At 57.1% G+C, this 23,457-nt stretch carries 24 protein-coding genes and 1 other RNA gene; 9 read left to right on the plus strand and 16 right to left on the minus strand.

The window, feature by feature from the left end:
- Positions 1–5 precede the first annotated feature (5 nt).
- The 14 genes from murB to ACYCZJ_RS05435 form a co-directional block, all read right to left on the minus strand.
- Positions 6–986 carry a UDP-N-acetylmuramate dehydrogenase gene (gene murB / locus ACYCZJ_RS05370; protein ID WP_461553192.1) on the minus strand — a complete coding sequence of 327 codons (981 nt, stop codon included), beginning with the start codon at positions 984–986 and terminating at the stop codon, positions 6–8.
- Entirely contained in the window at positions 973–2,373 is a 1,401-nt protein-coding gene (murC, locus tag ACYCZJ_RS05375) for a UDP-N-acetylmuramate--L-alanine ligase (RefSeq protein WP_461553193.1), read from the minus strand. Before murC ends, murB begins: the two co-directional genes overlap by 14 nt.
- Complete coding sequence (gene murG, locus ACYCZJ_RS05380; RefSeq protein ID WP_461553194.1) at positions 2,370–3,464, minus strand: undecaprenyldiphospho-muramoylpentapeptide beta-N-acetylglucosaminyltransferase; 1,095 nt, start codon at positions 3,462–3,464, stop codon at positions 2,370–2,372. The genes murC and murG overlap by 4 nt, the downstream gene beginning before the upstream one ends.
- Positions 3,461–4,633 carry a putative lipid II flippase FtsW gene (gene ftsW, locus ACYCZJ_RS05385; protein ID WP_461553195.1) on the minus strand — a complete coding sequence of 391 codons (1,173 nt, stop codon included), beginning with the start codon at positions 4,631–4,633 and terminating at the stop codon, positions 3,461–3,463. Before ftsW ends, murG begins: the two co-directional genes overlap by 4 nt.
- On the minus strand, positions 4,630–5,976 hold the full coding sequence (gene murD, locus ACYCZJ_RS05390) for a UDP-N-acetylmuramoyl-L-alanine--D-glutamate ligase (RefSeq protein WP_461553196.1): 1,347 nt from the start codon (positions 5,974–5,976) through the stop codon (positions 4,630–4,632). The genes ftsW and murD overlap by 4 nt, the downstream gene beginning before the upstream one ends.
- Entirely contained in the window at positions 5,976–7,061 is a 1,086-nt protein-coding gene (mraY, locus tag ACYCZJ_RS05395) for a phospho-N-acetylmuramoyl-pentapeptide-transferase (protein ID WP_461553197.1), read from the minus strand. Before mraY ends, murD begins: the two co-directional genes overlap by 1 nt.
- Positions 7,061–8,407, minus strand: coding sequence for a UDP-N-acetylmuramoyl-tripeptide--D-alanyl-D-alanine ligase (locus ACYCZJ_RS05400; protein WP_461553198.1), 1,347 nt, complete (start codon positions 8,405–8,407; stop codon positions 7,061–7,063). Before ACYCZJ_RS05400 ends, mraY begins: the two co-directional genes overlap by 1 nt.
- Positions 8,404–9,873, minus strand: coding sequence for a UDP-N-acetylmuramoyl-L-alanyl-D-glutamate--2,6-diaminopimelate ligase (locus tag ACYCZJ_RS05405; RefSeq protein ID WP_461553199.1), 1,470 nt, complete (start codon positions 9,871–9,873; stop codon positions 8,404–8,406). Before ACYCZJ_RS05405 ends, ACYCZJ_RS05400 begins: the two co-directional genes overlap by 4 nt.
- The gene (locus tag ACYCZJ_RS05410) at positions 9,873–11,621 is read right to left on the minus strand and encodes a peptidoglycan D,D-transpeptidase FtsI family protein (protein WP_461553200.1); all 1,749 of its coding nucleotides are present in this window, start codon (positions 11,619–11,621) and stop codon (positions 9,873–9,875) included. The genes ACYCZJ_RS05405 and ACYCZJ_RS05410 overlap by 1 nt, the downstream gene beginning before the upstream one ends.
- On the minus strand, positions 11,618–11,896 hold the full coding sequence (ftsL, locus tag ACYCZJ_RS05415; RefSeq protein WP_461553201.1) for a cell division protein FtsL: 279 nt from the start codon (positions 11,894–11,896) through the stop codon (positions 11,618–11,620). The genes ACYCZJ_RS05410 and ftsL overlap by 4 nt, the downstream gene beginning before the upstream one ends.
- Positions 11,893–12,831, minus strand: a complete 939-nt coding sequence (gene rsmH, locus ACYCZJ_RS05420) for a 16S rRNA (cytosine(1402)-N(4))-methyltransferase RsmH (protein ID WP_461553202.1) — start codon at positions 12,829–12,831, stop codon at positions 11,893–11,895. Before rsmH ends, ftsL begins: the two co-directional genes overlap by 4 nt.
- The gene (mraZ, locus tag ACYCZJ_RS05425) at positions 12,828–13,274 is read right to left on the minus strand and encodes a division/cell wall cluster transcriptional repressor MraZ (RefSeq protein WP_461553203.1); all 447 of its coding nucleotides are present in this window, start codon (positions 13,272–13,274) and stop codon (positions 12,828–12,830) included. Before mraZ ends, rsmH begins: the two co-directional genes overlap by 4 nt.
- Positions 13,275–13,528: 254 nt before the next feature.
- On the minus strand, positions 13,529–14,113 hold the full coding sequence (gene greB, locus ACYCZJ_RS05430) for a transcription elongation factor GreB (RefSeq protein WP_461553204.1): 585 nt from the start codon (positions 14,111–14,113) through the stop codon (positions 13,529–13,531).
- Positions 14,114–14,220: 107 nt separating this feature from the next.
- Positions 14,221–14,517 (minus strand): hypothetical protein, encoded by a 297-nt coding sequence (locus tag ACYCZJ_RS05435; RefSeq protein ID WP_461553205.1) that lies wholly within the window; start codon positions 14,515–14,517, stop codon positions 14,221–14,223.
- Here ACYCZJ_RS05435 and ACYCZJ_RS05440 point away from each other — a divergent pair.
- Both ACYCZJ_RS05440 and ACYCZJ_RS05445 read left to right on the plus strand, forming a co-directional pair.
- Positions 14,506–14,910 carry a hypothetical protein gene (locus tag ACYCZJ_RS05440; protein ID WP_461553206.1) on the plus strand — a complete coding sequence of 135 codons (405 nt, stop codon included), beginning with the start codon at positions 14,506–14,508 and terminating at the stop codon, positions 14,908–14,910. The two genes, ACYCZJ_RS05435 and ACYCZJ_RS05440, sit on opposite strands and share 12 nt — an antisense overlap.
- Before the next feature lie 232 nt (positions 14,911–15,142).
- Positions 15,143–15,697: a DsrE family protein gene (locus ACYCZJ_RS05445; RefSeq protein WP_461553207.1), complete on the plus strand. Its 555-nt coding sequence runs from the start codon at positions 15,143–15,145 to the stop codon at positions 15,695–15,697.
- 88 nt (positions 15,698–15,785) lie between these two features.
- Here the strand turns inward: ACYCZJ_RS05445 and rnpB are convergent.
- Positions 15,786–16,079: RNase P RNA component class A (gene rnpB, locus ACYCZJ_RS05450), an RNA gene on the minus strand.
- 152 nt (positions 16,080–16,231) lie between these two features.
- Between rnpB and ACYCZJ_RS05455 the strand changes: the two genes are divergently transcribed.
- The 4 genes from ACYCZJ_RS05455 to ACYCZJ_RS05470 all read left to right on the plus strand — a co-directional run bounded on the left by ACYCZJ_RS05455 (position 16,232) and on the right by ACYCZJ_RS05470 (position 21,093).
- The gene (locus ACYCZJ_RS05455; RefSeq protein ID WP_461553208.1) at positions 16,232–16,747 is read left to right on the plus strand and encodes a DUF1269 domain-containing protein; all 516 of its coding nucleotides are present in this window, start codon (positions 16,232–16,234) and stop codon (positions 16,745–16,747) included.
- A gap of 180 nt (positions 16,748–16,927) precedes the next feature.
- Positions 16,928–18,184: a YfdX family protein gene (locus ACYCZJ_RS05460; protein ID WP_461553209.1), complete on the plus strand. Its 1,257-nt coding sequence runs from the start codon at positions 16,928–16,930 to the stop codon at positions 18,182–18,184.
- Between the two features lie 4 nt (positions 18,185–18,188).
- Positions 18,189–19,688 (plus strand): sensor histidine kinase, encoded by a 1,500-nt coding sequence (locus ACYCZJ_RS05465; protein WP_461553210.1) that lies wholly within the window; start codon positions 18,189–18,191, stop codon positions 19,686–19,688.
- On the plus strand, positions 19,681–21,093 hold the full coding sequence (locus tag ACYCZJ_RS05470) for a sigma-54-dependent transcriptional regulator (protein ID WP_461553211.1): 1,413 nt from the start codon (positions 19,681–19,683) through the stop codon (positions 21,091–21,093). The genes ACYCZJ_RS05465 and ACYCZJ_RS05470 overlap by 8 nt, the downstream gene beginning before the upstream one ends.
- Positions 21,094–21,160: 67 nt before the next feature.
- On the opposite strand, the gene ACYCZJ_RS05475 is transcribed toward ACYCZJ_RS05470, so the two are convergent.
- A complete protein-coding gene (locus tag ACYCZJ_RS05475) occupies positions 21,161–21,637 on the minus strand; it encodes a hypothetical protein (protein ID WP_461553212.1) in 477 nt (158 codons plus the stop codon).
- 597 nt (positions 21,638–22,234) lie between these two features.
- On the opposite strand from ACYCZJ_RS05475, the gene ACYCZJ_RS05480 reads away from it, so the two are divergent.
- The 3 genes from ACYCZJ_RS05480 (at position 22,235) to ACYCZJ_RS05490 (ending at position 23,443) form a co-directional block, all read left to right on the plus strand.
- Positions 22,235–22,624, plus strand: a complete 390-nt coding sequence (locus ACYCZJ_RS05480) for a PRC-barrel domain-containing protein (protein WP_461553213.1) — start codon at positions 22,235–22,237, stop codon at positions 22,622–22,624.
- Positions 22,625–22,694: 70 nt separating this feature from the next.
- Complete coding sequence (locus tag ACYCZJ_RS05485; protein WP_461553214.1) at positions 22,695–23,066, plus strand: hypothetical protein; 372 nt, start codon at positions 22,695–22,697, stop codon at positions 23,064–23,066.
- 140 nt (positions 23,067–23,206) lie between these two features.
- Complete coding sequence (locus ACYCZJ_RS05490; protein ID WP_461553215.1) at positions 23,207–23,443, plus strand: hypothetical protein; 237 nt, start codon at positions 23,207–23,209, stop codon at positions 23,441–23,443.
- Positions 23,444–23,457: the final 14 nt, after the last annotated feature.

Here is a 23,457-nt window from a genome sequence, read left to right on the forward strand (position 1 = left end):
TTCACTCACATTCGTGTCCCGATGATGCGTACTTCGCGGACCAGCCTTACGCCGGAATGCCGGTTTACCTGGTATTCCACTTCGTCGATCAAATTTTCAATATCTGCGGCTGTGGCGCCGCCTGTATTGACAATGAAATTGGCGTGTTTTTCCGATACCTGCGCACCACCGATACGTATGCCTTTCAAGCCGCACGACTCAATCAGGCGCGCAGCAAAATCACCTGGCGGGTTACGGAATACCGACCCGGCATTCGGCAGATTCAGCGGCTGGGCGGCGATGCGGCGGTTCAGCAGATCCTTGATACGCTGCCGGGATGCGGCGCCGTCGCCGCGTGCCAGACGGAACCAGCCACCCACAAACCATTCGTCTGCCCCGCTGTTCAATGCCACGTGGCGGTACGCTAGCGTGTAATCAGCCACACTGCGCTCGGTGAAATATCCATTACGATTGAGCGTCAACACCTGCGCCGCCACATCCCATGTTTCCGAGTCGTAACAGCCGGCATTCATCGCCAGCGCGCCACCTACCGTACCGGGAATGCCGGCCATGAATTCGGCACCCACCAGGTTATGGCTGGCTGCATAACGCGCCAGCTTGGGTGCGGCCACACCAGCTTCGGCATACACCACACCGTGCCCCTCGACCGCTTCGCCTTCCCAACTGGTTCCCTTGACCCGCGACTCCAACGCGATGCGCTTCAATGCCGCATGCAACAACACCACCACGCCTGGCACACCGCCATCGCGTACCAGCAAATTGCTGCCCAGCCCGACGAAAGTCACTGGCAAATCAGGCGGCAATCCGCGCAGATATTCAGCCAGGTCACTCATGTCAGCGGGGATATAAGCGCGCTCGGCGCTCCCGCCGGCACGCCAGCTCACATGCCTGGCCATGGGCTCGTGCAGACGCACTTCGCCGCGCGTGCCGGTGTTGCTGATCGCCCCACCCGAGGCGCTATGACCGAGCTCTTCATTGCGTCGCATTGGCTGCCTCCACAATCTGCGCGGGTATCTGACCGATGGATCCGGCACCCATGACCAGCACTACGTCGCCGTCCTGTGCCGTATCCAGCACGGTGCGTGGCATTTCATCGATATGTTCGACAAACACCGGTTCGGTCTTGCCCGCCACGCGTAGCGCCCGTGCCAGCGCACGCCCATCCGCCGCGACGATCGCTGCTTCGCCTGCGGCATAGACTTCGGCCAGCAGCAGCACGTCCACACCGGACAATACCTTGACGAAATCCTCAAACACGTCACGGGTGCGGGTATAGCGATGCGGCTGGAACGCCAGCACCAGGCGCCGCCCCGGAAATGCAGCACGCGCTGCCGCCAATGTGGCGGCCATTTCCACCGGATGGTGGCCGTAGTCGTCTACCAGCGTAAAGCTGCCGCCGCCCGCAATTTCAATTTCACCATAGCGCTGGAAACGTCGGCCTACGCCGCTGAATTCTGCCAATGCCTTGACAATTGCGCCTTCGGCCGCGCCGACCTCAAGGCTGACGGCGATCGCTGCCAGCGCATTGAGCACGTTATGCAGACCGGGCAGATTGAGGGTGACTTCCATCACACGCCGCCCGCCGCCATTGATCACGCCAAAACGCATTTGACCACCGCTATGGGTAATATCCACCGCGCGGATGTCGGCGCCGTCATTCAATCCATAGGTAGTCACTGGTTTGCTGATGCTGGGCATGATTTCCCGCACATTGGCATCGTCGCTGCACAACACCGCCATGCCGTAAAAAGGAATGTGCTGCACGAAATCCACGAATGCCTGCTTCAGGCGGTTGAAATCGTGGCCATAGGTTTCCATATGGTCGGCATCGATATTGGTCACCACTGCCAGCACCGGCGTGAGATGAAGGAAGGAGGCGTCCGACTCGTCCGCCTCGACCACAATGAATTCACCCTTGCCCAGGCGCGCATTGGCGCCCGCCGCTTCCAGGCGGCCACCAATGACGAACGTCGGGTCCATACCCGCTTCCGCCAGAATGCTGGCGATCAGCGAAGTGGTCGTGGTTTTGCCATGAGTGCCGGCTATGCCAATGCCTTGACGCAAGCGCATCAATTCCGCCAGCATGATTGCGCGCGGCACCACCGGGATATGATTTTCACGCGCCGCCATGACTTCCGGGTTGTCTTCTTTCACTGCGGTGGAAACCACGACTGCATTTGCACCACTGATGTGCGCTGCGGCATGACCGTAAAATACCTTGGCACCCAGCTTTACCAGGCGCTGCGTAGCTGCATTTTCGGCCACATCGGAACCGGTCACGACGAAACCCAGATTGACCAGGACTTCGGCAATGCCACTCATACCCGCGCCGCCAATACCGACAAAATGCAGCTGTTTGACTTTATGCTTCATGCTGCCAGCTCCATGCATATCTGCGCCACGCTTTCGGTGGCATCCGGCTTGGCCAGTGCGCGCGCATGCTGTGCCATAGCCAATAATTTTTCCCGATTCAGGCTGCGCAATATTGCAGCCAAACTATCCGGCGTTAATTCGTCTTGCGGCATGAGCAAAGCGGCACCGGCTTCGCTCAGAAATCTCGCATTCGTGGTCTGGTGGTCATCCACCGCATGGGGATAAGGCACGAGCACGGCAGGCACACCGGCGGCGGCAAGCTCGGCGATGGTCAAAGCGCCCGCACGGGTCACAGCGAGATCACACCAGGCATATACTTCTGCCATGTCGGCGATGTAGTCACGCACATCCGCAACCACCCCTGCCATAGCATAATTGGCACGCAAGCCGTCCGCATGCCGGGTGCCGGATTGATGAATGACCGCGGGACGCTCAGCTTCCGGAAGCAGTGCCAACGCACGCGGCACCACGTCATTTAACGCCGCAGCACCGAGGCTGCCACCCACCACCAGCAAACGTAATTGCGACAAGGCGCGTGCCTGCGGAGCAGGTAATGCAGCGATGCTATTGCGCACCGGATTTCCTACCCATGTCGTGGTCACAGTGCCGCACGGTAGCGGTTTATCGCGCCGGCTTTTGAAAACGTCAGGAAAACCGGTTAATACCCGATCAGCCACGCATGCCAGCACGCGATTGGCGAGTCCGCCTACTGAATTCTGTTCATGGATTACCAAGGGCTTGCCCAGCAATACGCTCATCATGCCGCCCGGAAAACTCGGATAGCCCCCCATACCCAACACGACATCGGGGCGATGCTGCAGCAAGGCGCGCAGTGCCTGCGCAAACGCCACCAGCAGCGTCACCGGCAACAACAACTTACGCAGCAAACCGTTACCCCGCACACCGCCGAGCGATAGCCAGGCCATCGGGTAGCCATGCTCCGGCACCAGACGTGCCTCCATGCCGTGGCGGGTACCCAGCCAGACCACATTCCAGCCGTGATTGCGCAACGCATCTGCGGCGGCAAGTCCCGGATAGATATGACCGCCCGTTCCGCCGGCCATGACCATCAGTGTCCGCACGCCGCTCATGAGCCCTTCTTTCCGCGCATCAGGCAACGCGTTTCATGGTCTACGCGCAGCAACAGCGCGATGGCGATACAGTTGGCGACAATTCCGCTGCCGCCAAACGACAGCAATGGCAGGGTTAAACCCTTGGTGGGGAGCAGCCCCATGTTCACACCCATGTTGATGCATGCCTGCACGCCCAGCCACACGCCCACACCCATCGCCGTCAACGCGCAAAAATGGCGTTCCAGCCCGGCCGCCTGACGACCGATCTGGAAGGCACGCAGGATCAGCCAGCCGAACAGCAGAATCACGGCAAGCACACCCACAAAACCCAGCTCTTCGGCAATGACGGCCAGCAGAAAATCGGTATGCGCCTCCGGCAGATAGAACAATTTTTCCACGCTGCCACCCAGCCCCAGCCCGAACCACTGGCCACGCCCGAAGGCAATCAGCGCGTGCGACAACTGATAGCCCTTGCCGAACGGGTCCGCCCACGGATCCATGAAACCGACAATACGTTGCAGGCGGTAAGGCGAACTCCAGATCAGCGCCACGAAACCGACGACCAGCAATACAATCAATCCGGCAAAAATACGTAAATTCAGCCCGCCCAGAAACAGCGCTGACATGGCGATGGCAATAATCACCACAAACGCGCCGAAGTCCGGCTCGCGCAACAACAGGAAACCGGTGAGCAGCATGACGATCAGCATCGGCATGAAACCCTGCTTGAAGCTGTGCATGAAGGCAGCCTTGCGCACTGTATAGTCAGCAGCGTAGAGCACCGCCACCAGCTTCATCAATTCCGATGGCTGCAGATTGAGAACCCCCAGCGGCAGCCAGCGCTGGCTACCGTTGACGTTGCGCCCGACACCCGGAATCAGCACAATCGCCAGCAGGCCCAGGCCGCCAATAAACAGCCAGGGTGCAGCACGCTGCCACTCGCGCATCGGCACCTGAAATGCAGCAAAACCAGCCGCGATACCCAGGCCAATGAACATGGCTTGGCGAATCAGAAAGTAGGCCGAATTGTGGCCGGTGCGGCGGCTCGCCTCGGCAATGTCGATGGATGCCGAATACACCATTACCAGACCAAAGGCGAGCAGAATCAATGTGATCCACATCAGCGCGAAGTCATATTCCGGAACCGCGCTGCGGCGCGGCATGGCGGCAGCTGTCGCGGAACTCATGCGGTGACTCCGGACAAGGCGCGCACCGCGTCTACAAACACCTGGGCGCGATGGGCATAATTGTTGAACATGTCAAAACTGGCGCAGGCGGGTGAAAGCAGGACCGCATCACCGGATTGGGCGATTGAAAATGCGGCTTGCACTGCGTCCGGCATGCTTTCAGCGCGCAACACCGGCACCCCTGAATCCGCGATGGCGGCGGCAATCAATGCGCCATCGCGGCCGATCTGTACAACGGCACGTGCGTGCCGGGCAACGGCCGCCTTGAGCGGACTGAAATCCTGTCCCTTGCCATCGCCACCGGCGATCAGCACCACTTTCCTGTTCATTCCGTTTAATGCAGCCTCGGTAGCACCGACATTCGTGCCTTTGGAATCGTCATAGAACTCGACACCGTTGACGCTCGCCACCCACTCCACCCGATGCGGCAGGCCACGGAACTGGCGCAGCGCCTCGGCCAAGGGCGCAATCGGCAAACCTGCTGCACGACACAGTGCGAACGCAGCCAGCGCGTTAGCCACATTATGCAAACCGGCTAGCGGCAATTGGTCGATTTCCATGAGTCGATGCTCGCCCTCCCACATCCAGCCGTCCTTGATGCCGAATTCATTCAACATCAGGGGCGCGGTCAGCCCGAATGTCAGCACCGTGCGCCAGGGCAGCGCCATGCTCAGACTGGTCGCATCGTCGCGATTCAATATCTGTATGCCATCACCGCTGAAAATGCGCGCCTTGGCCGCGCTATAGGCATTGAGATCGGCGTAACGATCGAGGTGATCCTCGCTGATATTCAGCATGACTGCCGATGTGGCATTGAGGCTGGCCGTCGTTTCCAGCTGAAAACTGGACAATTCCAGTACAAAAATATCCGCTTCTGGATGATCTTCAAGCGCATCCAGCACAGGCAGGCCGATATTCCCAGCCATGATGGTTTTTTTACCGGCCCCCGCACACATTGCACCGACCATGCTGGTGACGGTGCTCTTGCCATTGGAACCGGTAATGGCAATGACTTTTGCAGCGGCAGGAACAGCCTGTGCAAACAGCTCGACATCGCCCTCCACCGCCACGCCGCGTTGCATGGCTTGCTGGATCAAGGGCTCGGACACGGCGACGCCGGGACTCGTCACGATACGTTCAGCCCAGTCGAAATCGGCACTGCGAAACGGGCCAACAGAAGCGGCTACGTCAGGCAGCATTTCCTGCAACCGCGCCAGATTGGGTGGCGCGCTACGGGTATCTGCCACACGCACCGTGGCACCGCGCCGCGCCAGCCAGCGCGCCGCAGACAGGCCGGTATCACCCAGCCCGAGTACCAGAATATTTTGTCCGTATAAATTCATCAGCGCAGCTTCAACGTGGACAAACCGATCAGCACCAGCATCATGGTGATGATCCAGAAGCGGACGACGACTTGCGTCTCCTTCCAGCCTTTCAATTCATAATGGTGGTGCAGCGGCGCCATGCGGAATACCCGCTTGCCAGTCAGCTTGAACGAAGCCACCTGGATCACCACAGACAGGGTTTCCACCACAAACACACCGCCCATGATGAACAGCACAATCTCCTGGCGCACGATCACTGCCACTACGCCCAGCGCGGCGCCCAATGCCAGCGCGCCAACGTCGCCCATGAACACTTCTGCCGGATAGGCGTTAAACCACAGAAATGCCAGCCCCGCTCCCGCCATGGCAGTACAAAACACCACCAGTTCACCCGCACCCGGGATATGCGGCACACCGAGATATCTGGAAAACACCGCATTGCCCGCCACATAGGCAAAAATAGCCAGTGCCGAGGCCACCATTACCGTGGGCATGATCGCCAGCCCATCAAGCCCATCGGTCAGATTGACCGCGTTGCTGGAACCTACAATGACGAAATATGTCAGGACGACAAAACCGAATGCACCGAGCGGAATACCGACATGCTTGAAGAACGGCACGATCAATTCGGTCTGCGCAGGCAAATGCGTGGAGTAGGCAATAAACAAGGCGGCAATCAAACCGATCAGCGACTGCCAGAAATATTTGGCCTTGGCGGACAGACCTTTGGGATTGCGGTGCACGACTTTCCGGTAATCGTCTACCCAGCCGACGGCACCGAAACCAAGCGTGGTAAACAATACAACCCATATGTAATGGTTGGACAAATCCGCCCACAACAAGGTGGAAATGGTAATGGACACCAGGATCAACGCACCGCCCATCGTCGGCGTACCAGCCTTGACAAGATGGGTTTGCGGACCGTCATCACGTACCGACTGACCGATTTTCATTGAAGCCAGCTTGCGAATAACCGCTGGCCCGACCACAAACGAGATGGTGAGCGAGGTCAATGTCGCCAGTACCGCACGCAAGGTGATGTAGTTGAACACATTGAAGGCGCGCACATCATGTGCCATATGTTGGGTAAGCCAGAGCAGCATTAGCGTTTGACCTCGAAACTTTGCACGACCCGCTCCATCTGCATGAAACGGGAACCTTTTACTAATACAGTCGTTTCTGCATCCAGCCGGTTTTCCAGTTCCGCCAGCAATTCCTCGATGCGTTCGAAATGCATCGCGCCGTGACCGAATGCTTTAGCCGCCTCCGCACTCATCTCTCCCAACGCCAGCAGCCGATCAATGTTTGCTGTGCGCGCGGCATGGCCGATCGCCGCATGCATCGCCGCAGCCTCCTCACCCAGCTCGCCCATATCCCCCAGCACCAGGATTTTTGTGCCCGGATTCGCCGCCAGTACTGACAGTGCAGCGTTTACCGAATCCGGATTCGCGTTGTAGGTATCGTCAATCAGGGTTGCGCCATGCAGTGCAGACTTGAATTGCAGACGTCCGCCCACCCCGCCGAATCCGGACAGGCCTTTCACAATTGCGTCCGCATTGATATTTAATGCCAGTGCCGCAGCAGCTGCCGCCAGCGCATTGCGCACGTTATGTTCTCCAGCCACCTGCAGACTGAATTGAAACTGGCCAATCGGCGTATGCAGCGTCACTTCACTGCCGCGAGCATGCGCACTGTAGCTACCACGAACAGCACCATGCCCGATCCCGAAATCCAGTACCGGATGTTTACCCGCCAAATTGCGCCACAATCCGGCGTAAACATCATCGGCATTGATCACCGCCACTCCACCGTCTTTCAGACCGGCAAATATTTCGCCTTTGGCGCGCGCCACGTTTTCCACTGAACCCAGCATGCCGACATGCGCTGCACCAGCGTTATTCACCAAAGCCACATCGGGGTGCGCCAGCCGCGTCAGGTAGTCAATTTCGCCCTGGTGATTCATGCCCATCTCGATGACCGCGTATTCATGTTGCTGCTGCAGTCTCAACAGCGTGAGCGGCATGCCAATGTCATTATTGAAATTGCCCTGCGTCGCCAGCACCGCATCGCTGGAACTGGCAGCTCGCAGAATTCCCGCGAGCATTTCCTTGACCGTGGTTTTACCATTGCTACCGGTGATCGCCACCAGGCGCGCAGGCATTTGCGCACGCCACCAGGCAGCCAGCTGACCCAGTGCCAGACGCGTGTCGCCAACGACTAACATAGGCTGCACATCGCAACCGCTGCCCTCAGCGACCATGACCGCCACCGCGCCCTTATCCAGCGCCTGCCGGGCAAATTGATGACCATCGAAACGCTCGCCTTTGATCGCCACAAACAAATCACCGGACTGGATAGTGCGGGTATCGGTGGCGACGCGCGTAAATTCCACATCCGTGCCGCGCATATCAGCATGGATGGCGGCGGCGGCGCTGGAAAGCCTCATCATGCCCACGCCCCCAGCGCCTGGGTGGCAACGGCGATATCACTGAATGAATGCCTCACACCTTGAATCTCCTGATAATCCTCATGTCCCTTTCCTGCCACCAGCACCACATCGCCAGCGCCGGCCATCCGCACGGCCGCCGATATGGCTGCAGCGCGATCCGCTTCGATGCAATAGTCCCCACTCATGCCAGCCGTGATATTGGCGATGATGACCAATGGATCTTCATGGCGCGGATTGTCTGAGGTTACGATGACTTGATCAGCCAGACGGGCGGCAATGGCGCCCATCTGCGGGCGCTTGCCGGCGTCGCGCTTGCCCCCGCATCCAAATACGCAGACCAGCTTTCCGTGCGGATTGATTTCGCGCAGCGTGCAAAGCACCTTTTCCAATGCATCCGGTGTATGCGCATAGTCCACTACCACCACCGGCTTGCCATTTCCCCCCAGCGCCTGCATGCGGCCGGCTACCGGTCTGATGGCTGCCAGCTGCTGCGTTGCAGCTGCCATCGGCATACCGCTGACCAGCAATGTAGCCAGCACGGCTAGCAGGTTGTACGCATTGAAACTACCGAGCAACGGTGAGACCAAATGCGCCTTGCCCCATTCGGATTCGACCTCCATTTCCAGACCTGCTGCGCTCAATTTAAGCGCAGTGCCACGTACGCGGCTGTTACGCATGCCGTAACTCACCACTTCAACTTTGCTGCCACGTAATTTCCCGGCCAGTGTGCGACCTAACTCGTCATCTACATTAAGTACCGCGTAGCGCAGTCCCGGCCATTCAAACAGCGCAGCTTTGGCCGCAGCGTAAGCGGCCATGTCGCCGTGGTAGTCAAGATGGTCGCGCGAAAGATTGGTGAGTACGGCCACGTCAAATTGCACGCCATTTACCCGGCCTTGCGCCAGACCATGCGAGGACACTTCCATCACCGCAGCGCTCGCTCCTTGTTCGACATATCCGGCTAACGCCTGTTGCAGCACAATGGCATCGGGAGTGGTGTTGGCGGACGGTGTCAGCGCATCGGGAAAACCGTTACCCAGCGTACCGATCACAGCACTGCGCCGGCCGCTGCCGGACAAGCTCTGCGCCAGCCAGTGCGCGCAGGAGGTTTTGCCATTGGTCCCAGTCACACCGATCATCCATAATTTGCCGGATGGATTGCCGTACACTGCTGCGGCAATTTCTCCAATACGATCTTTCAATCTGGTCACCGCTACATTAGGTAGCTGTGACCATTCCTGCGGCCAGGCATAGTCACGCTGCTCCCACAGCACGCCTGCCGCACCTGCGGCAATCGCCTGATCCAGATAATCGCGGCCATCGCTGGTGTCGCCCGGGTAGGCAGCGAACCCGCAACCCGGTTTGACCATGCGGCTATCCGCCGTAAGATTTTCCAGCAACACACCCTGGCGAGCCAGACTTGCCAGGATATCGCCTGCGGTTTGCTCTACATCCGGTGCCGCCATCACATCGACTCCTCTTCGGCATGGCTGGATGCCGGTGGCAATACGACGTTGCCAGTAGGATTGTCCGGGGTCACATTGAGTATCCGCAGCGCGCCGCCCATTACGCTGCTGAATACTGGAGCAGCGACAATACCGCCGTAATACTGGCCGGCATCCGGCTCATCAATCATCACTGCGATAATCAAGCGCGGGTTACTGACGGGTGCCATGCCGATGAATGAGGCGATGTATTTGTGCGCAGAGTAGCGCCCATCTTCCGGTTTATGTGCAGTGCCGGTTTTTCCCGCGACCCGATAACCGGCAACCTGGGCACGCGGCGCGGTGCCTTGCGGCGAAACCACCGTTTCCATCATGGCAAGCACTGCATGCGCCGTCGCCGGACTGAATACCTGCACTTCCTTGCTGGATGGGTCATCCTGTTTCAGCAAAGTAACCGGCTTCATCGCCCCGTCATTGGCAAACACGGTATAACCACGCGCCATTTGCAACAGACTGACCGCGATGCCATTACCATAAGCCATGGTCGCCTGATCAATCGTGTGCCAGCGTTGATACGGGCGCAGACGGCCGCTGGCCACACCCGGAAATCCCAACTGCGGCGCGGTACCAAACCCCACCTTGTGCAGCTCATTCCAGAGATACTCCGGCTTGAGTTCCAGCGCAATCTTGGCCGCGCCGATGTTGCTGGATTTCTCGATAATCTGCGAAATGGTAAGCATGCCGTTGGCATGCGTATCGTGAATGCGCCGATTGCCCACTTCATAGGTACCATCACCAGTGTCAATCACAGTATCCGGCTTGATCGTACCCGCATCCAGCGCGGCCGCTATCGTAAATGGCTTCATCGTTGAACCCGGCTCATACTCATCGGTGATCGCATGATTTCGCATCTGCCAGAGCTTGACGCCTTCACGGTTGTTGGGGTTGTAAGACGGGGTGTTGGCAAGCGCGAGAATCTCACCGGTTTTCGCGTCCAACACCACAATCGCACCATCCTTCGCCTTATTGTCGATCACGGCTTTCTGCAATTCACGATAGGCCAGATACTGGATTTTCATGTCGATGGACAACACCAGATCACGCCCCGGCTTCGGACTCTGGATGCTCTCCACATCTTCCACAATATTGCCGCGTCTATCTTTCATGACCCGGCGACTGCCTGGTATGCCGGCAAGCCAATTCTGATAACTAAGCTCCACGCCTTCCTGGCCCGCATCATCAATATTGGTAAAACCCAGCAACTGCGCCGTGACATCCGCTGACGGGTAGTAACGGCGATATTCGCGCCGCAGATACAACCCCGGGATCCCCAACTGGGTCACAGCGGCCGCCTGGTCAGGTGGCAATAAACGCTTGAGGTATACGAATTCACGGTCCTTGTCATTCAAGCGGGCTTGCAGATCCTTTACCGGTATTTCCAGCAACTTCGCCAGATGTTTGACCTGCTCCTGGCTGGCACTGACTGTGCCGGGATTGGCCCATAACGACTCCATGGGCGTACTGATCGCCAGCGGCTCCCCGCGACGATCGGTGATCATGCCCCGGTGCGCAGGCAAGGCCAGGATCCGGTTGGTCACCGCATCCCCTTTGCGCTGTAGAAAATCATGGTGCAGCCCTTGCAAATACACCGCGCGCCCTACCAGCGCCAACAACCACAGCATCAACAAACCGGCCACAACGCGGCCGCGCCAGCGTTGCAAATGCAACTCCAGCAAATGACTGGAGGGGCGTGTGGCAATACGGCTCATTGCGCTGGTCCCACCATGTCATTTACTACTTGTACCCGATCGGCAGACGGCACCTGCATTTGCAGGCGCTCTTTCGCCAGCTTTTCAATACGCCCATGCATTGCCCAGGTACTCTGCTCCAGTTGCAGCTGCCCCCACTCCACATCCAGCTTGCGCTGTTGCGCCTGTTCCTGCTGCAAGGCAACAAACAGCTGGCGACCATGATGCTGACTGTTCACCACCCCCAGCGCGCAGACCACGACCAGCGCCAATAACACGAGATGCAGCCGGCTCACTCAGCCACCCCGCATCGCTCGGCAATACGCAAAATCGCGCTGCGCGCACGTGGATTGGCGGCGACCTCGGCAGCGCCTGGACGAATCGCACGCCCCACCAAACGCATTTCCGGAATCGGAATATCCGCAGCTCGAACCGGCAAACGACGCGGCAGCTCGGGCGGACTGGACACTTCACGCATGAAGCGCTTGACGATACGGTCTTCCAGCGAATGAAAACTGATCACCGCCAAACGCCCGCCGGGAGCAAGCAATTGCTCGGCCTGAGGTAACGCTAGCGACAACTCCTCAAGCTCCCGATTGATGTAAATCCGTATAGCCTGAAAGGTGCGGGTCGCCGGATTCTGCCCTGGCTCGCGCGTGGGCACGACTCCCGCCACGAGATCCGCAAGCCTTTTGGTGGTTGTAATCGGCGCGCCCGCTCTCTGCGCAACAATCGCGCCTGCAATCGATTTAGCATACCGCTCTTCGCCATAATCCTTGATGACCCCCCTGATCTCCCCTTCATCAGCATCCGCCAGCCAAGCGGCGGCAGACAGCCCGCGCGTGGTGTCCATACGCATGTCGAGCGGCGCATCGAAACGAAAACTGAAACCGCGCTCAGCATCATCCAGCTGCGGTGAAGACACACCCAAATCCATCAACACACCACTCACTTGAGTTAAGCCACGCGAGGACACAGCCTCCGCCATTTGCGCAAAGCTACTATGAACGATCTCGAAACGAGGGTCTTGCCAGCCTTGCCCCGCCACCATGGCAGCCGGATCTTTATCAAATGCGATCAGCCGCCCGTTCGCTCCCAATTGCGCCAGTATCGCGCGACTGTGTCCGCCACGACCAAAGGTTGCATCTACATAGATGCCGTCCGGCTTGATGTTCAGTGCTGCAACCGCTTCCTCAAGTAGAACCGTTTCGTGCTGCAAGCCAAAGCTCACAGAGAGAAGCCCTCAAGCTCGGGCGGCATGGCGCCATCCCTGAACACCAGCGCCTGTTCCATTTGCGCCTGCCAGCGCTCCTCATTCCACAATTCGAATTTCACGCCCTGGCCTACCAGCACCACGTTTTTTTCCAGCGCGGCAAACTGGCGCAACATGGCCGGCAGCAAGACACGCCCCGCGCCATCCAATTCCAGATCGGCTGCATTACCCACCAACAGACGCTGCAAACTGCGCGTTTGGGGATTGAAGCTGGACAAGCTATTGAGTTTTTTCTCGATGGGTTCCCACTCCGGCAGCGGGAACAATAACAGACACTGGCTGGGATCGGCAGTGACCACCACTCGCCCGGCGCCATGCACCATCAGCGCGTCACGATACCTGGAGGGCACTGCCAGCCGGCCTTTACTATCCAGGTTTAGTGTTGCGACGCCACGGAACATGAGATCCCTTGATTTACCTAACCAGGAGGAAATTTCCCACTTTCCCCCACAATTTACCACTTCAACCCACTATAGATAAAAAGCCATAGGGGGTCAAGCAGCTAAAAGGGATTTTTTCAAGACGTTACAAACACTTACACAAAATTAGCAAAAGCTAATTAACAATCAAAAATAAGCACATAGCCCATTCTCTGAAGGCTTGATATCAAGTGTTGGCGGCATGTAGATGTAGCAGACACCTGGCGTGAACCAGGTTAGGCGTCACCAGATGATGCGGATGGTTCAGAACTTGTTATGTAGCGCACTTCCAGAACATCGATTTCGCGCAATCCGGACGGGCTTTGCAGGCGTACGACATCGCCTGCGCGGGCCTTGACCAATGCTCGAGCCAGGGGCGACGCCCAGCTGATGCGGCCAGCGCCCGGATCAGCCTCATCCGCGCCCACAATCTGATAAACATGTTCGCTGCCATCCGCCTCGCCCACACTCACCGTAGCGCCGAAAAACACTTGCTCCAATCCTTGTTGAGTCGAAGGATCAACCACAACCGCATCATCCAGACGCTTGGTAAGGTAACGCAAACGACGATCGATCTCACGCAGGCGTTTTTTGCCGTAGATATAGTCACCGTTCTCGGAACGGTCGCCGTTCGATGCCGCCCACGATACCGTCTCCACCATCTGCGGGCGCTCGATTTTCAGCAGATGATCGAACTCGGCTTTAAGCAGCACATAACCGCGCGGCGTCATGTAATTTTTTGCACCCGGCGGAAGAAGTTGCGTTACAAACTCAATTTCCTCCTCGCCGGTTTCAGATTCTTTAGTGAAAGCTTTACTCATATTGAACGGCGTATATCCGATTTTATAATTGGTTTTTCAAATAGGTTTGACCAGAAATCAGATTCCGGTAAATGAACGCGGAGGCCGAGATGATGATCATCGCATCCCTATGCCGGGTGAGGCTGGAACCGCATTGTCATTGCCACCAATAACCACAGCCCGAGCTTGTCAATTTCCAAACGCAACCTATATTGAACACAGCGCTTGTTGTTTTCTTCAGTTGGGATGGCTTTCTGCCAAGACGGCATCGTGACCATTGACGAGATGATCGATTGCCCCAGCAAACCCAACTCCACCGGCTTCACAGGTATCAGCAACAAAATCCGGTACTGAAACCAGGAAATCACAAGCTGTAGCCTCAACAGACGTTTATAGACGAAAGGAAGCATTTTATGAAGCTGCATAAACCTTTATTCCTGCTGGCTGCGGCATTACTCGTGAGCTTGCCATCAGCCTATGCAGACAGCACAGGATCAAATTACCTCAACGGCGGCGTAGGCGAAGAGGAACTGGCGATGATGCACAGTTCAGCCAAAGAATATCCACTCCACATTACTTTTTCTGCGGGCAAGAGCGGCACATATCTCGCCGACGTCCCGGTTAAAATTGTTGATCTGCATGGCAAAACCGTGTTTGACCTGGCTGAAGCGGGCCCATTATTGTATGTACGCCTGCCAAAGGGTACCTACATTGTCAAAGCTGTGTCGAAAGATGTGCCGCTATCCAGCAAAGTGAAGCTGGATGGCAAGCACAACAAATCGATTATTCTGCATTGGAAACACGAGCCGGATGAATAGCCACATCCTCTAGCCAGCAGCGCATTGAGATTGATTGGCTCATATCTGTGCTCTGCTGCCGGGAAGGCTACAGAGCACAGACCCTTAACGGTGTGCCGGCTTTATTTTCATCCTGAACAATATAAGCATGAACTAATTTTGTTTCGTCAGCACTAATCCATCGTGCCCTGATTCAACATCTTGAGCACACCAGTTCTTCCACACCCATCAATCAGCGTACCCAAGGAAAATCATGCTTAAAAGCAAGCGATCTATCACGCTGGCCATCGCCGGGCTTCTCATCCTGTCGTTGCCAGGCATGTCGACGGCGGTTTTCGCCGAAACCAGCGACACCGCAGCAAACAATACACTCCCGCCGCTGCAGATCGTTAACCAGACGGGATTGAAAATTGCGATCCAGGTCAATTATTCCGACACGGTTCCCAACGGGGTCAGCAAGCAAGTGCTGGCGGCAAAAAACCTGTATGACCAATATACCGCACTGGGCATGAAACCCGGTAAGGACTATGAAATAGTGATGGTTTTCAGAGGTGATGGCGCTCAGTTCCTGCTGACTGACGAGGCCTACGATCAAAAAGTGAAGCAGGCACACCCCAAAGGCAATCCCAATCTGAAGATACTCGATGCCCTCAACAAAAATGGCGTGAAAATGTATGAGTGCGCTGTCGCCATGAAATTGAAGGGCTACTCACCTCACGACATCCTCCCCTATAGTCGAATAGTAACGTCCGGCATTGGCGCGATGGTTGACCTGGAGAAATCCGGTTATCTTTCCATAACGCCTTAAGCCGGTCGTTAACCCATCGACCACCTTGATGCATGTTAGTGATCAATGCCGCCGAATCCACGCCGGGAGCGCCGTCATATCCTGTGTAAGGTGAAGCTGGCCGATAAGCCGGGTTTTGTCGTGGACAGTCATTCCTCTAGGCCGCCGGTTACCCGACGGCTCAAGCAGCCTACCCGCAGACTCAGCGAGCCGCTTCATCGCCTGCCTATTTGGCCTTGCTCCGGATGGAGGTTACCGCGTTTCACTCCGGACTTAACCGGCTCGTCTCTGTGGCCCTGTTCCTCGCCTCACGGCGGCCGGCCATTAACCGGCATCCTGCTCTATGGAGCCCGGACTTTCCTCCCCCCCGGTTGCCCGGAGCGGCGACTGTCTGGCCAACTTCCCCGCCATTCTATCATCATCAGCCCAATCTATATCCTTGACATTATTAGATTTATTACCTAGAACGCACTATGACGCTGCTTGACTGGCAGCGCTCTCCCCGCCCCTGTCAGGGGCACTCTGATGTCCAGATACTTTCTTTCAAAGGAGTAAATGATGAGACGCAGACTCTATTTCACGGTGCCGGATACGGTCAGTGCCCAGCAGATGGTCAATGATTTATTGCTGGCACGAATTGATGAAGGGCATATGCACGTCCTGGCCCGCGATGGCATTCCTCTCGACGGCTTGCATGAAGCCTCCATTCTGCAAAAAAGCGACGTCATCCACGGCATGGAAAGCGGTTTGGTCATTGGCGGCATTGCCGGCATTCTGGCAGGTATCGTGGGTATATTATTTCCTCCAGCAGGCGTCGATTTGAGGCTGGTCACCATTCTGGTGACTGCGCTGGCAGGAGCCGCGTTCGGTGCCTGGGTATCCAGCATGATTGCCAGCTCGGTTCCCAATTCCAGACTCAAGACCTACGAAAAAGCGATTGAACAGGGACGCATCCTGATGATGGTTGACGTGCCCAGCGGGCGCGTGGACGAGATTCGCAAGCTCATCGCCAGCCGCCACCCCGAGGCCAGCAGCAGCAGTATGGAACCCACCATCCCGGCTTTTCCCTGATCCATACAGGGAACATCGCATCTTGACCAAGTCCGCGGGGATTATGCCCCCGCAGACTTGGTGGATATGCCCCGCCCTATTCCGGACAAGGACTTCTTAACCAGCAGTATCAATCAGTTACATCCTGGCACGGCAATTGTATGCAGAAAGGTAAGGACCTTGTTTTTGCCGGAGAACAACATGCACGCTTTTACCTATGGCCCGCTCATGATTGCCTTGCTGTTGAGTAGTGCGCTAATTCCTGCCTGGGGGGCAGAGGCCGGGATAGCGCGACAGATGTCGGGGAGCTCTGGTTCCGCTTTGAACATGCAGCAACAACATCAACTGTCGAATATGGCAATCAATGCTCTGCATCAGATTTCCGCCGCGCGGGAGGATATCGCTCAGCACAATCCCGCCGCCGCTCATCAGATGCTGGATAAGGCCAGCGTCCTGCTCGACAGCTTGCAAACCGGCCTGACCGCGACCCCTGTTCTCGAGCATACGGAGATCGCGCAGAAACACCTTGAACACGATGGTCGCGCGGGCGGATTCCCCGATCTGATTCCCATCTACACCGACCTGCACACATTGCAGGATTTCATGCCGGTGAAGCAACGCAATACGCCGGATTCGACTCTCAACTATCCGCAACCTGGTTTGAAACTGCCTGACAACAATGGATTGCATACTACGGATACTGCGCTGATTTATACCGAAGCCGACCTGCCAATCGCCCATACCCGACATGCCGTGGATGCGGCACATCACGCGCTTGATCAACACCATTGGCAGCGCGCTGACAACGCGTTAAAGAATGCCGAAAACGGCGTCGTGTTCATGTCGACAAGCGTGAACAACCCCTTCTCGGCCGGCCGCCAATCACTGCTGCAAACCACACGTTTGCTGGCGGCAGGCGAAATGACCCAGGCCCGGGTCGAGTTGCGGCGCGCGCGCAGCTATCTGCAACACGCCACGCAAACCACGGATAGCATAGCCAGGGCTGATGCCGACAAGCTGCTGCAGGATGCCAGCCAGCTTGACGCGCACATCCAGAATGATGATGCCAACCTGGTCAATGATGCGCAAACCTTGTGGTACAGGGCAGCCGCACTGGCTGAACGCTCCAATGCTTATCTGGGCAATGAATGGGCCAGCGTCATGCACGACCAGCCGATCAAGGCCAGGCTCATCGAAGCACGCCTCGCCTTACGCGATGCGGCTATTGATCAATTTTCCGCACACCAGCCGGCAGCCGCCGAGGCGGCACTGGCGCATACGCAAAACTATCTGGGTCAGGCACTGAAAATCGCACGGAACGGCAATCAGCCGCAAATGGAAATACGTGGTGTACAAAAACACGTTGCCCGGCTTGCATCTACGCCTCCAGCCCGGCGCAGCCAAAGTCGATATAATCGGCTTGCCGGCGAATTAGGCATCCTGATCGGCCAAAGTTGATTGCATGTGGCTTGCCTACCCTAGCGAAACCAGTTTGAATAGCGGACATGACGATACCAATGTCCGCTCCATGTCGAATGCACTGATCCTGCGCCCATTTCGCGTACCCGCGATGGTACTGGGCAGTATGGTGATCCTGACCCTGACCCTGATGACGCTGACTGCCTGGCGTGCCGAAACCCGCATCGACACCGTGCAGCGGCATATGCAGAACATTCTTGCACTGCAGGCGCTGTCGACGCATATCGAACACGATTATCTGCGCCTGGTGAATCCGCAGGCGCCCCTTCCGGCAGGCGTCCGGCAGACGCTGGACAAGCAACTGTCTGACATTATTACTGCCGATCACTCGCGCACAGCCGATACACCCGCTGTGCTGAGCCAGTTAAGGCAATTGCTGGCAGGCGGAGGCGCCAGCCATGACACACTGCTCTCCGCATTGGCGCAAATTCATGAACGCATCACCCGCGAAACCAATGCCCACGCTGCGTTGATCAGCGCGGTAAAACGTACCGCGCACTTCGAATTCAATCTCGCACTGACGCTGGTCGCGGTACTCCCGCTATTAGCCTTGGCTATCCTCTATCTGCTGCGCCACCGCATACAGCTGCCGCTACGTGACCTGAGCTGGCTGATGCAGCGCCTGTCGCAACAGGACTACGCCAGCGCACCCATTACCCACGCCGACCCGGTGATCAAGCCATTGCTGTTGCGTTACAACCATCTGGTCAGCCGCCTGGCCGAACTTGAGATCGAGCACCAGAACCGCGAAACCTTGCTCGAACAGCAGGTGCGCGCTGCCAGTACCACCTTGCTCACTCAACAACAGCATCTGGCACAGGCAGAAAAACTCGCCAGCGTCGGCGAAGTCGCCGCCAGCATCGCGCACGAATTGCGCAACCCGCTATCCGGCATTCAGCTGGCATTGACCAACCTGCGCCGGGAAACAGAATCAGGCGATCATGCCGAGCGCCTGGATATGATCCTGGATGAAATCAACCGCATCACACGCTTGCTAAACGGTTTGCTGAATCAGGCGCGACACCGGCCCGAAACAGCCCGTGAAGTAAACCTGGCAGAACTGTGCAGCACACTGGCGCGCCTTGTCCATTATCTTCTGCCGCCGAATATCACACTGATAACCGAGGTTCCCCCGAATTTACACTGCGTGATCGCGGACGACGGCCTGCGTCAGGCATTGCTTAATTTAATCCTCAACGCGAGCAAATCAATCGGCGAAAATACCGGCAGCATCATCCTTGCCGCCAAGCCCGGTGAAGGCCGCATCGAAATCAGCATCACCGACAGCGGCAGCGGCTTTTCCGATACACTGCTCAGCCATGGCCCGCGCCCGTTTATCAGCGGTCACGAATCCGGTACCGGGCTCGGACTGGCTATCACACGCCGTTTTGTAAACGACCTGGGCGGACGCCTTACCCTGGACAATCCCCCCGCCGGTGGCGCGCGCGTCACCCTCTACCTGCCTTGTGCCGCCCATGCCTGACAGCCTCCTCATCATCGAAGACGAAACCCTGCTCGGCACCGAACTGCAGCGTCATTTCCGCCGTGAAGGCTGGGAGGTCAGCTGGGTGCGCAGTATTGCCGAAGCCGAAACCCTGTTGTTCAGCGAGAGCCTGTCGCCGCTGATCGTGCTTTCCGACATGAGCCTGCCGGATGGCAACGGTCTGGACTTGCTCGAATCCGTGCGCCAGAAAAATCTGCCCGGCGAGTGGCTGTTCCTTACCGGCTACGGCACCGTGCCGGATTCGGTACGTGCGCTGAAACTGGGTGCCCTGGACTTTCTGACCAAACCCTGCGATCTGGCGCGACTCGATCTGATTATCGCCGCCGCCACGCGCAGCGGGCGCGCCCAACGGCGTATCGCGGAGCACTCAGCAGTCGCCGCACAGCGCTATTGCGTGGACAGTTTCAGCGGCGATAGCGCTGCCTCCGGCGCAGCACGCCAGATGCTCACCCGGTTAACCGGCGTGCCTTATTCGGCGCTGCTCATCCATGGCGAAACCGGCACCGGAAAGGGCCTGGCGGCACGCATCCTGCATCACGGCGGGACGCGGGCCAGCGCGCCATTGATCGAGGTCAATTGCGCCGCGCTACCGCGCGAATTGATCGAATCCGAGCTGTTCGGTCACGAACCCGGCGCCTTTACCGGTGCCAAGACCCGACGCCGCGGTTTGTTCGAGCAGGCCGATGGCGGTACCTTGTTTCTGGATGAGGTGGGCGAACTGGCACCTGATTTGCAGGCCAAGCTGCTCAAGGCGATTGAAGACAAAGTGATCCGCCGCGTGGGGGGAGACCGCGAAATTACGCTGGACGTGCAACTCATCGCGGCGACCAACCAGAATCTGGTCGAAGCGGTCGCAGCGCAGCGTTTCCGCGAAGATTTCTATCATCGCCTGTCGGTGTTCCGCCTTGAGCTGCCGCCGCTGCGCCAGCGGCGCGAGGACATTCGTGCCCTGGTGCAACGCTTTGTCACCGAATTCAACCTCAAGGCCGGCAAGAAAATACGCCATATCCGCGACAGCACCTGGCTGTTGCTCGAGCAACACGACTGGCCGGGTAATGTACGCGAACTGCGCAATGCCATCGAACGTGCCGTGCTGCTCACCCAGAGCGATGCCGACACCCTGCAGGAGGAATGGCTGCAACTCACTCCGGCTCGAACCACACCCGCATCGTCAAAATCACAAAGCGACGAAAATCTGTTGTGCCTGCCACTGGATGGCAGTATGGCGCTCGACGATATGGATCGCCACATCATCCAGACTACCCTGACACGCTGCGCCCACAATGTGACTGCCGCCGCGCGCGCGCTCGGCACCACACGCGAAACCCTGCGCTATCGGGTGGAAAAATACGGCCTCAAACCCACGGCAAATTCAGACAGTTGAGAATACCGGCTATTTTTCCAGCCAACCGCTGGCAGAAACACATTCTCGTGGATACCGCCTGTAACCGTCAGTTTCCATTCACCCCGGGCGTCGCGACCGGCGCGGATACAACCACCGTGATATTGCCTCGGGGGGCGTTACCCGGAAATGGAGCTGGCGGCAGAGGAGAAGTACGGAGGATGGCGGCACGCACCGTATTCGCCAACTCATCGCTCGCACACTGGCCAGGATGAACCGCTTCAATAACGCCCTCCCGGGTAATGGTCACAATGGCCATGCACGATCCCGTCGGCAGCGGAACCGGTTTTCCTGCTTTTTTCATTGCCCTGCTTTCCTGTTCAACACGAACCTCGCGCAGTGAATGGCCCTCAATACTTTCAATGCCTACCATATAGCTTCTGACATTTTGCCAATACACGGTTTGTGCAAAAGAGTTTTGCGCTGACGCGGCGTTTGGCTGCGCGGGTTGGACGGGCGGAGACACAACTGCACACCCGGAAAGTGCTACAAGCACGAATGCACCAATTGCAGTGATTGATTTCAATGTCTCCCCCTTATCAACGATTGAACAACGGCCTAAATGTTGAATTGATCGTGCAGAAAACCAGCAACACGATTAACTCAAGTTATTCTTGATCTGCTTAAAAATAGTCAGCCCGGATGCCATCTTGCATATTTAAGCTGACACGGTGCTGACGTCCCTGCTGGCGGGCAGCCTGCCTTCTGAAACAAGCCATCCCGGTGCGATATCACCCTGGTTTTTTTCAGGCACCGGGGCATATCCACCGGGTCGCGTCACAAAAAATAATCTTTATGTTTTTTTTCAATCAGTTAAAGCTCTGGCATGGATGCTGCTGAACTCCTGGGTAAAGTATCCGCGTAATGAACGCCAACAACGCCCACGCAGTAAAGGAGAATGAAATGAACCCTGTCGGTTATGCCATTCACACCGTAGTTCTGTTACTTGCCTTTGCAAGCATTGCAATCTGGGTATTTGGTAAATAGCGCAAATCGTGTTTCGGCAAGGACGCCGACATCCCGTTTGGAGAAGCACGGAATTGATTTTGGACATTACCTTGGCACTTGCCTGGCAAACCGGGTCACAAGCTTTACCAACCATCCAATATCTGGAGATATCAACATGAAAAGTACGCTGCTCGTCACTATTATCGCCACTTCGATTATTTCTTTTACCGCCATCGCCGACCCTGTTGCTGGCTCCGAAACCGTAGGTGTATCCGTCCAGGAAGCTCATATCACTGCGATGGGCTGGAGCGCAGAAAAACAAATCCTGCACAAAGCGGTCTATAACGACAGCAAGAAGAAAATCGGTGTAATCGAGGACATTATCGTGTCACCCGAAAATTCGGTTTCTTATGCGGTAGTCGGGGTCGGCGGCTTCCTCGGCATGGATCGTCACGATGTGCTGGTGCCGTTCAATCATTTCCAGGCCAAGGGAAACCAGTATTTGCTGCCGGGTGCGAGCGTAGCCATGCTCAAATCGTTGCCTGCATTCAAGTACAGCACTTGAAAAACGCGGGCGATTGCGGAGTCTGCACATCTCGATGTGTGCCAACTCGAATCGAGTCAAGGAATTCATTATGAGACGTCGTATCATCCCCATACTCACCGTGTCCACATTGGTCATTATGCTGGCGGGTTGTGCCAGTGTTCCGCCGCCGGCGCCGCTTCCGGTGTCAGAGGTGATTCGACTGAGCAAGGAAGGCGACCCGCCCGAACAAATCATTCAGCGCATGCGTGACGCCGGCATGGTTTACCGGCTTGAGGCCAGCCAGCTGGCGCACCTGCATCAGCAAGGGGTGCCGGATGCGGTACTCAATTACATGCAGCACACCTATCTTGAGGCGGTACGCCGCGATCAGCACCTACAGGACTGGAACCTTTGGAGACCCGGGCCCAACGGCTATTTTTATGGCGGTTGCTACTATGGATGGCCATACAGCTGCTACTGATGGGCACTTTTTCTGAAACGGAAACATGGCAGGCAACCCTCCCCTGTGCAGCAGACCAATAACCCAACCTCGGCATGAGTCAGTTGAAGAATCTTTCATCGCATATTTTGCAGACATCGGCCTCCATGGTGGGGGTTTGCATGATGATTATCAGCATCGTCAAACTCATCCACATGGGCGGGACCATGAGCCGCCTGGTGGACAAGATTCTTGCCTTCGACAATGTTGTATTTCTGCTCAGCGCCATCCTGTCCTATGCATCCATGCGCTATGAACGCAGGGCGGTGCATCTGGAGAATATGGCCGACACCGTGTTTATCGTCGGGTTGATTTGCATGACGGTCGCCTCGCTCGTGCTTTCCCTGGAGATATTTTGATCGGCATTCACCCA

This window comes from Sulfuriferula sp. (genome assembly GCF_054605375.1).